Origin of the sequence: Microvirga vignae (genome assembly GCF_001017175.1) — a bacterium.
GTDB classification, from domain to species: domain Bacteria; phylum Pseudomonadota; class Alphaproteobacteria; order Rhizobiales; family Beijerinckiaceae; genus Microvirga; species Microvirga vignae.
The window spans coordinates 1-14,766 of sequence record NZ_LCYG01000129.1 but is presented as its reverse complement, the minus strand read 5'-3'; the positions used below and the strand labels follow the sequence as shown (position 1 = coordinate 14,766).

The window sequence follows — 14,766 nt, the reverse complement described above, 5'->3', positions numbered from 1 at the left end:
GGCAGCTCGGTTCCAAGCGAGTCCCGGTGCATGATCTCGCCATCGAACAGGTAGGTGACGGTCGACAGGCCGATATGGGGATGAGGCCTCACGTCCATGCCGGATCCGAGCAGGAACTCGGACGGTCCCATCTGGTCGAAGAAGATGAACGGGCCGACCATCTGCCGCTGCGCCGACGGCAGCGCCCGCCGCACCTCGAAGCTGCCGAGATCGCGGGCGCGCGGCACGATCACGGTCTCGATGGCGTCACAGGCGAACTTGTCGCCGGGCTGCGGGTCGTCAGCGGGATTCCAGCTCATCTGATGTTCTCCTTCCCTGGACAGCTGCGCTTGGTGTGCTCAGCCCACCGGTGTCTCGGTCCCGTTGGAGCAATATCCCTGACGTAGGTCCGGAACCCATCAAAGGTGTGACAACGGCCGCGTCAGGCACCACCGCATCCGCGATTAGAACTCCACTTGCGGCGTAGTCGCGACTAAGTGCTCGAGCCTTGCCGCGTCATTCTGGAAATGGGGCGTCCGCCACAAAATCGACAGATGAAGGAGCCTTGTAGCCTTCGACAAAGCGCTCTCCGAAGTCCCGAACAAAGTTATCGTAGGTCAATTCAGGCTTCACTTTGGCGATGTGACAGAAGCATCGTGTCATTCGCATCTTCATTCCAAGTCGTGGGAACTCCGCTACAATCCTTTCGATCTCTTTGGATGGGATGCGATCATACTGCCAGCCGATGACATCCAGGCAGATGCCGGCGGTGCACAGAGAGACCTCTGCCTCCTTGTAGAGCCCGATCGAGGGTGTCGAGTTGAGGGCGACGCTATCCCAGATTAATTGGGCACGGCGTTCGTCCAGTCCGCTTTCTCTTGCGAAGCTACCGGCGAGATCGGCCGCTTCCACCTCGAAGCGCCGAGGTCCGGCAAAACTCTCATTGAGCGTGATATCATGCAATAAAGTTCCAACAGCAACGACCTCAGCGTCGTGCGTGATGTTCTGAATCTGTCCGAGGCGGGTGGCAAAGAGCCAAGAACGAACGACATGGTTGAACAGGTATGGTTCGCATCTCTGCCGAGCGTACTCGAGCGCGCGATCAACGATCGGAGTGTCTGGAACCAAGACACCGGCGACCACTCTGTTATCTGTCCCAGGCATCGTCATACCCTTCATATCAGATCGGCAGTGCAAATGGATTAGCTCGCCTCTGCCGGCGTCGGTGGGTCGGCGGAATTTCCGGCCGACCCTTGATGTACATGCGGCGAGCGCCCTTCATGCCCTGATGAAGGCGAGTATCTCCGGATTCACGATCTCGGGATGGGTTTGGCACAGGCCGTGCGGCAGGTCCTTGTAGGTCTTGAGCGTGCCATTCTTCAGGAGCTTGACCGTCAATGGCGCGGAATCGGCATAGGGCACGATCTGGTCGTCTTCGCTGTGGATCACCAGCACCGGCACGTCGATCGCCTTCAAATCCTCAGTGAAGTCGGTCTCGGAGAAGGCCTTGATGCACTCATACCCGGCCTTGACGCTCCCCATCATGCCCTGCCGCCACCAGTTGCGGATCAGACCCTCTGATATCTTCGCGCCCGGCCGGTTGAAGCCGTAGAAGGGGCCACTCGGAATATCGAGGTAAAGTTGGGCGCGGTTGGCGGCAAGCGCGGCACGGTATCCGTCGAACACCTCGAGTGGCGTCCCGCCCGGGTTTGAGTCCTTCTTGACCATCACCGGAGGTACCGCGTCGATCAACACGGCCTTCGCCACGCGTCCCGGTTCCGCTCGTGCCACATACCGGGTGACCTCGCCGCCACCGGTCGAGTGGCCGATATGGATCGCGTTCTTGAGGTCGAGCGTCGTGACCAATTCAGTGACATCGGCCGCATAAGTATCCATCTCGTTGCCGCCGTCGGTTTGGTCCGAGCGCCCGTGGCCCCGGCGGTCGTGGGCGATCACGCGATATCCTTCCGCCAGGAAAAACATCATCTGGTTGTCCCAGTCATCGGCACTCAATGGCCAGCCATGGTGGAACACGATCGGCTGAGCGTCTCTGGGGCCCCAGTCCTTGTAGAAGATCCGGGCGCTGTCTTTCGTGGTGATTGTACCCATGGTGTTGTCCCCTTTCGACAGAATGGATGCGAGCTTAGGGCAGAGCCCCTATTTGATCGGAAGGACCAGTTCCTTCTCAGCGGTGTCGACGACGAAGACTGCCAGCAGGCGAGCAGGCTCCGTCGTGCTGACGTTTTTGCTCACAGCGTGGCGATCGCCCGGATACTCCGAGAAGCTTTCGCCAATGCGGTAGGTCTTGACCGGTCCGTCGTTGACCTGGCTTTGAATCGCTCCTTCGAGGACGGTCGCATAGATGAAGGCTGATGATGGATGTGTATGGGCTTCGTCAAAGCCTCCAGGCCCGTATTCGACCAGTACGCCCTTCATGCTTTTGCCTGGCACGTTCGGAAGTTCATGCTCGTAGACGAGCGTCACCTTAGAAATCTCGCCGGTCGGCCGGGTGTCATGAGCGCCGGCGGTGCTGGCGGTCAGGAGCAGCACGACGGCTGCGCTGCAGAGTCCCCTGATCATCATGGATGCCTTTCTGGATTGATCTTAGTTGGACTAATGGTGACAGCAGCCACTCAGGCAGCTTTAGCTCTGGACTGGAACCATTGATCGAAATCGATCTTGCCGAGGCGTGGATTGTTGTCCGAAACCAACGTGGTCTCTTCGAGCTTGGCCCCGGAATAGGGAACCTCCGCCGAGGCTTCGACAGTCCGGGCGTCCCCCGTCGCAGCCAGGTACTTCGCAACCAGGTCGTGTATGTGGAACCGCTCCGGGCCAGAAATCTCAAGCATTCCGTTGCGGGGCGAGGCAAGCGCCACTTCCGCCATCACGTCGGCGACATCATCGGGGGCGATCGGCTGGATCAGCGCGGCGGGAACGACCACTTTATCGCCGAGCCCCCAAGAGTTGACCAAGAAGCCCAACAAGTCGAAGAACTGCGTCGCATGGACGATAGTGTAGGGGACCCCGGACCTCTTGATCAGTGTCTCCTGTGCCAGCTTGGCCACGAAATAACCGCTCGCCTGCAGCCGCTCCGTTCCGACGACGGACAAGGCCACGTAATGCTTGACATCGTTCGCCTTAGCGGCAGCAAGGAGATTGCCTGTCGATTTCTGAAAGAACTCGAGAACGGCGGCATCCTCCCAGGAGGGCGAGTTCGACAGGTCGACGATGACCTGTGCTCCCTTCACCGCTTCGGCGAGGCCCTCGCCCGTGACCGAGTTGATGCCGTTTTGCGGCGACGCGGCGACTACTTCGTGCCCGGCGCCACGTAATCTTGCGACTGTCCTCGAACCGATGAGGCCAGTTCCACCGTTGATGACGATCTTCATAACCAATCTCCTGTAGCAAAGCCTTCGTGATGGCATCGGGGCCGATGCTCGTGTGCCGAGGCACTCCCCGCTCAGATCAGCCCGGCCCTGTCGAGCCCATAGAGTTTGTCGGCCGATCCCGGCACAGCCCGGAAGGCCACCCCTGCCCGGTTCCAGGCATTGATTGCCATCACCGCAAAGGTCAGGTCGGATAGTTCCTTTTCCGAGAACTGGCTGCGGACGCGCTCATAGAGATCGTCCGGCACGCCGCCCTCGGGCAGCTTGGTGAGTGCCTCTGTCCAAGCGAGGGCAGCGCGCTCCCGCGGCTCGAACAAAGGGGACTCGTGCCACGTTGCGACGTGGTACAGCCGCAGTTCGCGTTCCCCGTGGAGCTTTGCCTGCTTCACATGCATGTCGAGGCAGAAGCTGCAGCCATTGAGCTGAGACGCACGGATTTCGACCAGATTGACAATCGACTCCTCAATGGAGCCTTTCCTGATGACCGTCGTGAGCTCGGCGAGCTTTTTGAAAAGCTCAGGCGACTGCGCTGCATAGTTCAGACGTTGGATGGGAGGCTTCGCGTGAAGCGTCGTGGCATGCTCTGAGGTTGCAGCGTCCATAGGCTATCTCCGTGGTGGGCTCTGTCATTGCTTTGCCTTCGAAGCATGCATGCCCAGCGGAGATCGTGCTATTGAGCCGGCGGCGTGGATACCCACTCAATAAGTCTACGATGACTATACCGAAGTTCAGGTTTCTCTTGCGACGGCACAGGCGCCAGCGCACTGACTTGTGCAATGCCTACGTCGGCCCTTCGTCGTCACTCGGGATCTCCCTGCCCGGCAGCGCCGTCTTGAGGCTCTGAAGGAGGACGTCGTCGGTGACCGGCTTTGTCAGATACGCATGCGCCCCACTCTCAAGTGCCCGGCTTCGGATCGAGGGATCGTTTAAGGAGGTTACGACGATCACTGGCATGGTCGAGCCGGTTGCCTTGAGGAGCTGCAGCAGTTCCAGGCCGCTGATGCCAGGCATCCGGATATCGGTAATCAGACAGTCGAAACGACCGGGTGCATCGGCCGCCAGGAAGGCCTTGGCCCGGTCGAAGGCTTGACAGGAATAACCCATAACCTGAAGGAGATCGGAGAGGGCATCACGGATGGCCTCCTCGTCATCCACGACCGCGATGACAGGCGGATTGAACAAGCGGGTGACCTTTGCTGCTGTGGCCCGTCAGGCCGACCTCGCAAGGCTGCGCTCAAACACGCGGCTTGGTAACCATACCAAGGTCTAGGATTCACGACTTATCGCGGAGGTCGGCGGGCAGCGTCTCCCACACACGGATAAGCTCGCCAACGGACGCCGCCTGCATCTTGCGCATGACGTTCCCGCGGTGAAGCTTGACCGTGATCTCCTTAATGCCAAGATCGAAGGCGATCTGCTTGTTGAGCCGGCCGCGTGTCACTTCGCGCAGGACCTGCCGTTCACGCAGTGTCAGGGTCGCAAACCGGTCAAGGTGTTGCTTGGCGCGACGGGCATCCGCCATCTGTGCGATATCCCGCTCGATTGCGACTGTTACTGCGTCGAGCAGGGTTTGGTCCCGGAAGGGCTTCGTAAGAAAATCAATGGCTCCGGCCTTCATGGCCTGGACCGTCATCGGGATATCGCCATGACCGGTCAGGAAGATGATCGGCTTCAGGTTGCCCTTCGCTGCCAGTTGGTGCTGAAGATCGAGGCCGCTTGCCCCGGGCATGCGGACGTCGAGCAGCAAGCAACCGGGGCGGTCGGGAATCTCGGATTCCAGCAATTCGCGAGGTGACGCGAAACACACGGCATCGAGGCCGACGGACAGCATGAGCTCCTGGAGCGCGGTCCGGACTTCCTCATCGTCGTCAACGATGAGAACCAGCGGGCGATCGGCTTTGGTGTCGGGCGTGATCATAGGAATGCCTCCGAGTTCAACGAGGGAGGGCAGCGAGGGCCAAAGATGGTGGCCACTGTCTTTGGCTCCATACTTCGCTCGCCGCCCGGACGTGCACTTGTTCTCTATGACGGGGACAATATGGGCGTCCGGGCATCATGGTGACTTTTTACTTCAACTGGCAGCGTGAAGGTGAACGTCGCCCCCTGTGACTCGTTATTCTCGGCCCATAACCGCCCGCCGTGAGACTCGACAATCGATCGGCTGATTGCCAGCCCCATGCCCATACCGTGTTCTTTGGTCGTGAAGAACGGCTCGAACATCCTCTCCGGAAACTCGACACCCGGGCCGCGATCACTGATGTCGATTTGGACCACATCCCCTGATCGGTGCACGCGGATGCCGAGAACTCTGTCGCCTGCTACAGAGTCCATCGCCTCCATGCCGTTGCGGATGAGATTGACGAGAACCTGCTGAACCTGGACACGATCGAGCACGACCGGCGGGAGGTCGCTTTCAACCTCAACATTCATGCGAATGCGACGCCGCACCGCCTCTTCGGCCATGAGGTTGTGCGCTTCGGCGATGACGCTGCCGAGCGCCGTGCTCGTCCTGCTCTCCACGGAGTGCTTGAACAGGGCGCGGATGTGGCTCACGACGTCGGCGGCGGCATTAGCATTATGGATGATGCGTTCCACCGTTTTCTGCGCTCGCTCGAGATTCGGAGGGGTCGCTGTGAGCCAGCGCTGACAGGCATTGGAGTTGGTGACGATCGCCGCCAAGGGTTGGTTCACCTCGTGTGCGATGGAAGCCGAAAGCTCAGCAAGACTGGCTGCCTGGCTTGCCCGCGCCAGGCTCTCTCGCGCCTGACGCAGCTCTTCCTCCGCTCGAACTTCACCGTCGATGTCGTGCGAGAGGCCAAACCACTGAACGATGCGTCCGCTCTCATCCCGGAGCGGCTCGGCGCGGCCCGACATCCAGCGGTAGATCCCATCCGCACGGCGCAGGCGATAGGTCAGGGCGAAACTTTCGCCGGTGGCCAGAGAGTGGTTGAGCGCTTCTCTCAGCTTGGCTTTGTCATCGGGATGGAAGAGGGTTGAGATGGCGGCCGCCAGTCGGTTCATGCCCGGCTTATCGAAATCCCCTACATTCAGGCCGGCGAACTCGATCAAGCGCTTGCTGAAGAAAGTCGGTTCGCCCTCAGGAGACAGCCGCCAGAGCAGGCTTGGGACCATATCCACGAGTTGCGAAAGCTCCCGCTCCCGCTCGCGCAGTGCTTCCTGCGCACGCATCTCATCGTCGATGTCGATGGAAATCACGTACCATTGCACAATCGTCCCGCTTTGATCCCGTAGCGGTTCCGCGCGGCCATCGACCCAGCGATAGACGCCGTCCGCCCGGCGCATACGGTATTTCATCGAGTAGGGCTCGCCGGTAGCCACCGAGTGGCGGACGGTCGCCAGGAGGTTATCGGCATCATCGGGATGGACCAGGGTCTGGATGGCTGCCGCCAGCCGACTCATGCCCGGCTTGTCCAATTCGGCTAAGTCCCCCAGACCGAAGAAGTCGAGCAACCGCTTATTGAAGAAGGTCGGCTCGCCTTTGGGCGTCAGACGCCTGATGTGGACTGGAACCATATCCACGAGCTGCGACAGTTCCCGCTCCTGGTAACGCAATGCCTCCTGCGCGGTCACCAAGTCGTCAATGTCGACGCTCACCCCGTACCACTGAACGATCTTGCCAGAGTCGTCGCGCAAGGGTTCGGCACGGCTCTCGACCCACCGATGGCGGCCGTCGGATCGGCGCTGACGGTATTGCCCAACGAAGGACGTGCCGGTCTCGAAAGAGTGTGCGAGCGCTTGGTCCACCGCGTCCCGGTCATCCGGATGGATGACCGTCAGGGATCGCGATCCGTCAGGCGCGAGCAAATCCTTCAAAGTGACGCCGATGACCTCCGTAGCCCGCTTGTTGAGATAGCACGGGATCCCTTCCGGGGTCGTACACCAGATAATAGCCGGCACGGTGTCGATCATCTGCCGAAGCTGCTGCTCGCTCCGCCGAAGCGCCTCCTGCGCTCGCATCTCATCGTCGACATTGAGAGAAACTCCGTACCATTGCACAATTGCGCCGTTTTGATCACGGCGAGGCGCGACCCGGCACTCCGCCCACCGATAAAGGCCATCTGTCTCCCGCCACCGAAACCGCATCACGCACGCGCCACCGGTTTCGAAACAGTTCCATAGGGTGCGTTTCACCTCGGGAGCATCTTCGGGATGGATCACCTCGTGCAGCAAGGTTTCGATGCGGGGTTCTTCGAAATCGTCGAAATTCGCGATGACGGTGCGGAAGTGATCACGGTATTGCTGGTTGAAGTGGACGATCTCGCCCGCGGGTGTGGCGCTCCAGATGCGGACCGGCACAGCGTCAATCATCTGCTGAAGTTTGAGCTCGCTTTGCCGCACCGCCTCTTCAGCGTGCATTTGATCGTCGATGTCATGACAGATTCCGTACCACTGGATTACATAACCTTCGCTGTCCCGCAACGGCTCGGCGCGGCTCGACATCCAGCGATAGATGCCGTCGGCTCGGCGCAGGCGATACCGTAACGCGAAGCTCTCGCCCGTGACGAGGGAACGGTGGAGGGTGTCCCTGAACTCTCCCGCATCCTCCGGATGGACAGTTTCAATGACTGCCTCCAGTCGGCTCATGCCGGGCTTGTACGTATCCTTCACGTTCAAGCCGAGATAATCCACCATGCGCTTGTTGAAGAAGGTCGGTTCACCGTCGGGTGTCAGACGCCAAACATGGCTTGGAACCATGTTCACGAGTTGGGAGAGCTCTCGCTCCCGTTCGCGCAATGTGAGGAGCGCCTGCTGGTGCTGTCGGGATATGGCGGCCACGATGAGTGCGGAAAATGCCGAGGTTGCCAGAAATAGCTGCAGCATGACCTGCTTATGCCTCTGGGTCTCGGGATCGCCGACAAACTGGCTGCCACCGGAGATCGTGAGGGCCATCGTGATCAGAGCCAGGAGGGTCAAGGCGACGGCCACGCCCTTAAACTCAAAGCGCACGGCGGCCCAAAGAAGGGGCGGCATGATGATGTAGGCGGAGGCCAGATAGTCGGTGGTCACGGACAGCGCGGCGACACCCAGAAAGACCACACCCAGGACGCCGGCTTCCATCCACTGCCTTGCAGAGAGCTGGGTCCTGCTGCGCCAGTGCTGGATCACGACCAGTGCCAGTGGCGCTACGAGCAGGATCCCGGTGGCGTCGCCGATCCAAAATAGCGGCCATACCGCCGTGAAGGTTTGGGATTTTACGCCGAACCATGCGAGCGCCGCACTTCCCACCGTCGCGCTGACAAGGGGCGCAACTCCAGCGCCCAGTACGACGAATGTGAGGACTCCCCGCAAGGTTTCCAGCCGAACCGGCCGGCCGCAGGTCCGATTCACGAGTGTTGCGCCAGTCGTCGCGCAGAGCGCGTTGCCGACATAGATCAGAAATCCCGCGGGCAGTGGACTGTGGAACCATACGAGCTGCGCGAACATTTCAGCCAAACAGCCGGACAGCACCCACCACGGCCAACTGTACGGAGAGGTGAGGATAAGCGTCGCGATAAAAACCCCGCCCGGGGGCCAAATGGAGACAGTGATTCCGGGGACGATTGCGAGCGCCTGAGCGAATCCGCAGCCCAAGACATAGGCCGTAAAAAACAGCCCCAGGTGCAACAATTGAGGACGGTGCTTCCAGACGGACGTCATCGGCTGCTCCTGCTGGGCAAAGAAGGCCTAGGGACTGTCAGCGCTTAGTATAGCACTTGCTCCCAATGTTTGATCGGCGAACCCGCACCCCATCTGGTCCCATGGCCAGCCGTAACCTCATGGAAAGTTCTGAGTTAGCGGGCTGAAGGTACTAGCTCGACTGTCGTGACAATGTCGCCCAGGTTGCCCTTGCAGTGAAATGCCCCGTTCACATGACGGCTTGGTTCAGCCCGTGTCAGCATGAATAATAGGCGTATGCGACATGGAGGAAACCTCGAGCGGTATTCCCATTAGCGGAAGAAGCCACACCGCTGGATCCGCACGAAGGGCTCTGGACAGCGGCGCCCCGTGCACGACAAGCCGCTGTGCGGGCCTGTCCGGCTTGTGAGTTGAAAGGCTTTCTACTTGTCCGTGCGACCTCGCACACCATTCAAAAAGATCTCTACGACGGAAGCAACCGCCTCCTTCACTTCTTCATCCAACGGCGGCGGGCGGAGTCCGAGAACGACCTGCAGATGAAGGTTGTCGCGGATCATGCCTACAAAATGCCCGGCGACACGCTGGCAATCGTCCGCTCGGATCTCCCCTCGCTTCTTTGCGCCTTCAAGGACCTCGGCGAGTTGGGACGTGGCTCGGCCTGGTCCCTGTTCATAGAACGACTTCACGAGATCAGGGAAGCGATTGGCCTCGGTGACAGCAATTCGATAAACCCCGATCAAGGTGGGTGACATGTAAATGGCCATGAGATGCTGACCGAATGCTGTCAGCGTCTCCCTCAGATCGCGCCCCTCAATCTCCTCAATCGCCAAGGCCGTCAGCGCCTTGTCTGCGTTTTGGTTGACGATGGCCGAGAACAGGCCCTCCTTGTTGCCGAACTCGTTGTAGATGTTGCGCTTCGATCCACCGGCGCGTTCGATGATCGCGTCGATGCTTGTCGCCGCGTAGCCTTGTTCGAAGAAAACCTCGGCAGCCGCTTGGAGAAGGGCTTCCCGGCGGCCGCTTGGCCGACCTGACTTTGCTGCAAGCACAGGCTCCTAACCTCTATCCGGATGCATCCTCTTAAGTGGTAACGTTCGTTACCGATCCTGTCAACGGGGCGCCTAACCTGAACTTCGGTTTAGCCGTCATAGACTTATCGAGTGGGCGCCCACGCCAGCGGCTCAATAGCGGGATCTCCATTGGACAGGCATGCTTTGAAGGCCATGAACTGACAGGGCCCATCAGGCGGGAGCGCATGAATATCGTGATCTCAGAGCATGTCACGTGCCCCTCGAACACCGCCGTAAAGGCTCTGCAATAGGAGATTGATCATGAAGATCGTCGTCAATGGTGGAACCGGCCTGATCGGTTCGAGGACAGTCGCGCGAGCCGAACGCTTCAATCGGGCCACTGAGATCTAGGAGCACGAATCCTGAATGACCCAAGAAGACGATTTCACGGAGTTCGTGGCCGAAATTCACGGATAAACGCCCTTTCGGCCACAAAAGGCGGCTACTATTTTCTTGCCAATACAGTGAACAAAACGGAGCCAAGAGGAGGTGGATATGCATGACGATCACTGCTGCAAACCGCATCGGCGTTCATTCCTGGCGGCTATGGCCGGCGCGGCGACGGCTTTGACGGCGACAGGTTCAGGTGCTGCCGCCCAAAACGGCCTTTGGACAACGGACGAAACGGTCCAGATGCTTCAGAAGACCTAGGTCGCGTAAACGACGATGTGGATTCCTCAATCGGCTGATCGCTGAGTCAAAGCTGCTCTTTGGGAAGAGCAGCTTTGGTTCGTGGCTTGATGTCGGACAAGGACTGGACGTTCTTCGCAACCTTCGTGATCGAGATGGGGCCGCGGCGTGGCTGACAGCCGAGGGACCATCGCGGGGGGCTGGACGAGGTGTTCTGAATCGCGCGGCCGGGTCCGCCGCGGCGTGATCTGCACGATAATTTCGGCAAGTGGAGCTCGGTCTACCGGCAGGTCCGGCGCTGGACGCGTTCCGGGGTCCGAGTCTTGACAGTGATGGAGATGATCGATGGTGCTTATGCTGTTAGCTTTCTTGATGGGCGTAATTGCTGGCCTTCGAGCCATGACCGCTCCCGCTGCGGTAAGTTGGGCCGCCTTCTTCGGGCTCCTCAATCTTGAGGGAACCTGGCTTGCCTTTCTGGGCTATCGCTTCACGCCCTCGATCCTGACGGTGCTCGCAATTGGGGAACTGATTACCGATCAGCTCCCGACCACACCGAGCCGCAAGCTGCTATTGCCCTTCGCTACTCGGATCATCGTGGGCGGCCTATGCGGCGGAGCTATTGCCGCGAAGAGTGGCTCCCTTCTCGGCGGGCTTGTTGCCGGAGCTCTGGGAGGGATCGTTGGCACGCTTGGAGGGGCGGAAGGCCGGGCGCGTCTAGCCGCTGCCTTCGGCAAGGATCGTCCTGCCGCCCTGATCGAAGATTCAGTCGCGATCCTCGGTGCGCTGCTGATCGTGGGCGCTTTACCATGACCCGGACTTCCGACGCCATCATCGGCGCCGGACACGAAGGTCTGCGACAGCATGGAAAGCAAAGTCGCAGGAACGTGACGTCTGGGCGAAGACAATCCTGCTAGACGGGCGCAGACAATCTGTCTCTCAGAGAAGCGGATTTAAGGACCTCATCATGCTCTTGGCTAGTTCCGTTTTGGTGATGATCACGCGGTTCAGAAATTGCCACCTCGTGGCGGGCAAGTTGCCGTGGCTGCGGCATCCTCGGAGACCCGAGGAGTTCGGCGGTAACATCCTCCCACACGCAAAGAGGTTCCTGACGCTCGACTTCAACGATCCGAACTCGGGCGGGACCCGTTCCCTTGGATTATACTTGATGGCGCATCCTGCCACATACTCACTCGGCACGAGAGTTTATGGGGCCACAATCCTCGATCAGAACGCAGTCACCCATTCCGCCAGGTTCATCACGGACGGGCGAAATTGCCTGATCGTCTTTGCCAATACAGCAGCGCTAGCCATACCGTTCCGGATGAAGCCATGGTCCCGCAGGATTGCCGTTACAGGCACGCTCCCGGACGCGGTGACATCATCCAATTCTCATGATGCGACCTCCACATGCGTGCGGCAGCTCTGCGACGCGGCCAGATCCATCATCCATGCGGATCATCCCAAGACACGATCCGACATCAACAAGGTCCGCCGCCGCATCGCCAAGCTGCTTCATCCCGATCTCGGTCGGGCAATGGAGGGTGCCTGTCGCGCCCGTGCCATGGCCATGATGAATGCGGAGCTCGACGAGCTGGTGGCCAGGTTAGCCGCCTGATCGCGCCGAAGGCACTGCCCCCTCTTCCGGAGGTCTCGGTCAGGCCCTTAGAGCGGCGGCTTTGCACGTGTGGCCGATACCGCCTGTCGGGAGAGGCGGCGGATCTCCGACGGCGTGTGGCCGAGAGTGCGGATGAAGCTCAGAGACATCCTGTCCGGATCGCCGAACCCGACCAGACGGGCGATCTCGTCGAAGGTACGGCGGCTGTCCTCGACCATGGGGCGCGCCGCCTCAACACGCAGGCGCTCGACGGCTTTCGCGGGAGGCATTCCCGCAGATGCGACAAAAGCCCGGCTGAACTGCCGAACGCTGAGGTTGGCAACCTCGGCGAGACGCTCCACCGAAAGATTCTGCGACAGGTTTTCCCGTGCGAAGCTCAGAGCTCTGCGAATCTTGTCGGATCCCGGATCGAGCTCGAGAAGCGACGAGAACTGGTATTGTCCGCCAGGGCGCCGGTAGTAGACGACGAGCATTCGTGCGACCGCCTGGGCGATCTCCTTTCCAAGATCTTCTTCGAGCATCGCCAGTGCCATGTCGATTCCGGCGGACATACCCGCGGACGTCCATATGCCCGTGTCATGGGTGAAGATGCGATCCCCGTCCACACGCAAAGCGGGATACATGGCCTGCAGCTTCGGCGCGAAGAACCAATGTGTGGTCGCGAGACGCCCATCCAGAAGTCCGCTCTCTGCCAGCAAGAAGGCGCCCGTGCAGACACTGCCAATCCTGCGGACCAGCGGGGACATCCCAGCAATGGCAGCTGCAATGCCGCTGACTTCCTGACCCTCTGGTGGTGCGGGTGCGCCGACGATGATGAGGGTGTCGCTCGCCTCGGTCTTCAATGCTTCGGTGACGACCTCAAGGTCGCAAGAACTGCGCACCGGCCCTCCTTCCAGCGATGTGACGGTGATCCGGTAGCTCTCGGCTGACATCTGGCTACCCCAAGAGAACACCTCCATGGGGCCGCTGAGGTCCAACAGCACGAAGCCTGGATAGACGAGAAAGTTGAGGTGACGGGTCATGGCCGAAATCCAGGGATCAACGTCCTTTATGACACTTAGGGCCGTCGGTAACGTGCGTGTCAACACAATTAAGGCGACGGAGAGCCAATGACCGATCTGACCCTTTTCGAGCCGGTTGATCCGGCTCGCCGTGATCTCCTCTTACTCGGCCTGAGCGTCACTGTTCTGGCGGCCTTGCCCATTCGGCCGGCAGCCGCTCAATCCTCTCACCGCACCAATCTACCAATAGAAAGGACAGCAAACATGAACACAGTCACCACCAAGGATGGCGTCGAGATCTTCTACAAAGACTGGGGCCCGAAGGACGCCCAGCCCATCATCTTCCACCACGGCTGGCCGTTGTCGGCTGATGACTGGGACAACCAGATGCTGTTCTTCCTGAATCATGGATATCGTGTCATTGCCCATGACCGCCGGGGCCATGGACGGTCAGCGCAGGTGTCCGACGGCCACGACATGGACCACTACGCCGCCGACGTCGCTGCCGTGGTCGAGCATCTCAACTTGCGCAACACCATCCATATCGGCCATTCGACCGGCGGCGGAGAGGCGACCCGCTACGTGGCCCGCCACGGACAGCCTCAAGGCCGTGTCGCCCAGCTGGTGTTGATCGGTGCCGTGCCGCCGCTCATGCTCAAGACCGCAGCTAATCCGGGCGGGTTGCCGCTCGAGGTGTTCGACGGCTTTCGTGCGCAGCTCGCAGCGAACCGCTCGCAGTTCTATTTCGATATCGCGAGCGGACCCTTCTATGGCTATAATCGCCCCGGAGCCACGCCGTCGCAGGGGATCATCCAAAACTGGTGGCGCCAGGGCATGATGGGCAGTGCCAAGGCTCATTACGACAGCATCAAGGCCTTCTCCGAAACCGACTTTACCGAGGATCTCAAGATCATCGCCGTGCCGACGCTGGTCATGCACGGTGACGACGACCAAGTCGTGCCAATCGCGGATTCCGCGCTGCTTTCGGTGAAGCTGCTGAAGAACGGCACGCTGAAAGTCTACAAGAAGTTCCCGCATGGCATGTGCACCACCCACGCTGATGTGGTGAACTCAGACCTTCTCGGCTTCATCAGAGGCTGAGGGTCACTTTCCGGAGGTACCTCACGGGTCGGCCGGAAACCCGTCCGACCCACCGGCACTGACAGAAGCGTCATGAGCCATCCAACTGACGGAGACCAACGCTGGTCTGGACGAACTTCGTCAGCCAGATTGCGAGAGCTACGCGGCGGAAAGTGCTCGTGACCGCACCTATGTATAAGATTTCAATGACCGCACGCTCCATCTCATGCCTCAGGTCTCTCAGGCTGGATAGGCGCCGCGCGATGCTCGCGGGCCTCGTCACCTCCTGGTTCCTCGCCCAACCGTTGGCCTACGCAGACGAGTTCGACGTACTGGCCGTCTATCGCGAGGCGAGACCCCTGAATGAT

The 14,766-nt window shown here is 60.1% G+C and carries 14 protein-coding genes; 3 read left to right on the top strand and 11 right to left on the bottom strand.

Going from position 1 to position 14,766, the window contains the following annotated elements; all coding sequences use genetic code 11:
* The 10 genes from AA309_RS30225 to AA309_RS30180 all read right to left on the bottom strand — a co-directional run.
* Window positions 1-299, bottom strand: a 299-nt coding sequence (locus AA309_RS30225; protein ID WP_047192729.1) for a pirin family protein, incomplete at its 3' end; no start/stop codon positions are given.
* A 196-nt stretch (window positions 300-495) separates the two neighbouring features.
* Window positions 496-1,143 carry an HD domain-containing protein gene (locus AA309_RS30220; protein WP_047192733.1) on the bottom strand — a complete coding sequence of 216 codons (648 nt, stop codon included), beginning with the start codon at window positions 1,141-1,143 and terminating at the stop codon, window positions 496-498.
* Between the two features lie 114 nt (window positions 1,144-1,257).
* On the bottom strand, window positions 1,258-2,088 hold the full coding sequence (locus AA309_RS30215; RefSeq protein WP_047192728.1) for an alpha/beta fold hydrolase: 831 nt from the start codon (window positions 2,086-2,088) through the stop codon (window positions 1,258-1,260).
* 48 nt (window positions 2,089-2,136) lie between these two features.
* Window positions 2,137-2,559 (bottom strand): cupin domain-containing protein, encoded by a 423-nt coding sequence (locus AA309_RS30210; RefSeq protein WP_047192732.1) that lies wholly within the window; start codon window positions 2,557-2,559, stop codon window positions 2,137-2,139.
* Between the two features lie 53 nt (window positions 2,560-2,612).
* Window positions 2,613-3,368 carry an SDR family oxidoreductase gene (locus tag AA309_RS30205; protein ID WP_047192727.1) on the bottom strand — a complete coding sequence of 252 codons (756 nt, stop codon included), beginning with the start codon at window positions 3,366-3,368 and terminating at the stop codon, window positions 2,613-2,615.
* A 71-nt stretch (window positions 3,369-3,439) separates the two neighbouring features.
* Window positions 3,440-3,967: a carboxymuconolactone decarboxylase family protein gene (locus AA309_RS30200; protein ID WP_047192726.1), complete on the bottom strand. Its 528-nt coding sequence runs from the start codon at window positions 3,965-3,967 to the stop codon at window positions 3,440-3,442.
* Window positions 3,968-4,145: 178 nt separating this feature from the next.
* On the bottom strand, window positions 4,146-4,547 hold the full coding sequence (locus AA309_RS30195) for a response regulator transcription factor (protein ID WP_047192725.1): 402 nt from the start codon (window positions 4,545-4,547) through the stop codon (window positions 4,146-4,148).
* A gap of 91 nt (window positions 4,548-4,638) precedes the next feature.
* Entirely contained in the window at window positions 4,639-5,283 is a 645-nt protein-coding gene (locus AA309_RS30190) for a response regulator transcription factor (RefSeq protein ID WP_047192724.1), read from the bottom strand.
* A 104-nt stretch (window positions 5,284-5,387) separates the two neighbouring features.
* On the bottom strand, window positions 5,388-9,023 hold the full coding sequence (locus AA309_RS30185) for a PAS domain-containing protein (protein WP_047192723.1): 3,636 nt from the start codon (window positions 9,021-9,023) through the stop codon (window positions 5,388-5,390).
* 401 nt (window positions 9,024-9,424) lie between these two features.
* Entirely contained in the window at window positions 9,425-10,051 is a 627-nt protein-coding gene (locus tag AA309_RS30180) for a TetR/AcrR family transcriptional regulator (protein WP_047192722.1), read from the bottom strand.
* Window positions 10,052-11,050: 999 nt separating this feature from the next.
* On the opposite strand from AA309_RS30180, the gene AA309_RS30175 reads away from it, so the two are divergent.
* Entirely contained in the window at window positions 11,051-11,512 is a 462-nt protein-coding gene (locus AA309_RS30175; RefSeq protein WP_047192731.1) for a membrane protein, read from the top strand.
* A 355-nt stretch (window positions 11,513-11,867) separates the two neighbouring features.
* On the top strand, window positions 11,868-12,317 hold the full coding sequence (locus AA309_RS30170; protein WP_150117849.1) for a hypothetical protein: 450 nt from the start codon (window positions 11,868-11,870) through the stop codon (window positions 12,315-12,317).
* Between the two features lie 47 nt (window positions 12,318-12,364).
* Here AA309_RS30170 and AA309_RS30165 read toward each other — a convergent pair whose 3' ends face one another.
* Window positions 12,365-13,339 carry a GlxA family transcriptional regulator gene (locus tag AA309_RS30165; protein ID WP_047192720.1) on the bottom strand — a complete coding sequence of 325 codons (975 nt, stop codon included), beginning with the start codon at window positions 13,337-13,339 and terminating at the stop codon, window positions 12,365-12,367.
* Between the two features lie 243 nt (window positions 13,340-13,582).
* Here AA309_RS30165 and AA309_RS30160 point away from each other — a divergent pair, with 243 nt between their 5' ends.
* On the top strand, window positions 13,583-14,419 hold the full coding sequence (locus AA309_RS30160) for an alpha/beta fold hydrolase (protein ID WP_047192730.1): 837 nt from the start codon (window positions 13,583-13,585) through the stop codon (window positions 14,417-14,419).
* The last annotated feature ends 347 nt before the right edge of the window (window positions 14,420-14,766 follow it).